The 629-nt window shown below is 43.9% G+C and carries 1 protein-coding gene; it reads right to left on the reverse strand.

All coding sequences use genetic code 11. The features are described from left to right. Window positions 1-386 precede the first annotated feature (386 nt). Window positions 387-629, reverse strand: a 243-nt coding sequence (locus RRY12_13375) for a transposase (GenBank protein ID MEG2185663.1), incomplete at its 5' end; no start/stop codon positions are given.

A 629-nucleotide genomic window follows, 5' to 3' on the forward strand; every position in this document is an offset into this window, starting at 1 on the left:
TTTGTTTTTTCCATATTTTTAGAATGTCTACCATATCGCTATCCAGCGACATATTAATTTCTTTTCCCGCTTTTGCAATTTCCCCGCAGAAGGTTATGTGCCCAGAACAGTCTCTTGCTTTATTTCCTTCTTCAGTGGTGTAGAAGACTCACTCTTGTCCAAGATGACCTAAAGAAATAACGCCTCCGCCCAAGTGTTATCATATAAGCGACGATACTCAAAGATAACGACAAAAACGGAGGTGCTTATTATGATAAGATGTGGGAGCCTGTTCAGTCAAATACTAAATGAGATTTCTTCGGCAAGATTTTGTAGGTTTGTCAAACCTCTGTTACACGGCAACCCAAAAAACCGAGTCGGGGATGCGGACAAAAAGCTGGACAAGATTATGCTGCAATTAAGTGCAACTCCCGCAAGTCCGGATGCTGGAGACAGAAATATCCGAGTGCTTGCCCCCAGTTCTTGATATGGAGCGTCCACTTGTTTGAGGCTTCCAGTATTTCCAGTGTAATTATTTTCAGCGCCGACTCGTCGCTTGGGAAGATACGCCGATTGCGGGTTATTGTCCGTAGGGACATGTTCAAGGATTCTATCGTATGGGTCGTGTAAATGATGCCCCTTATCTCCTC

This window comes from Cloacibacillus sp. (assembly GCA_036655895.1).
In the GTDB taxonomy this organism is placed as follows: Bacteria; Synergistota; Synergistia; order Synergistales; family Synergistaceae; genus JAVVPF01.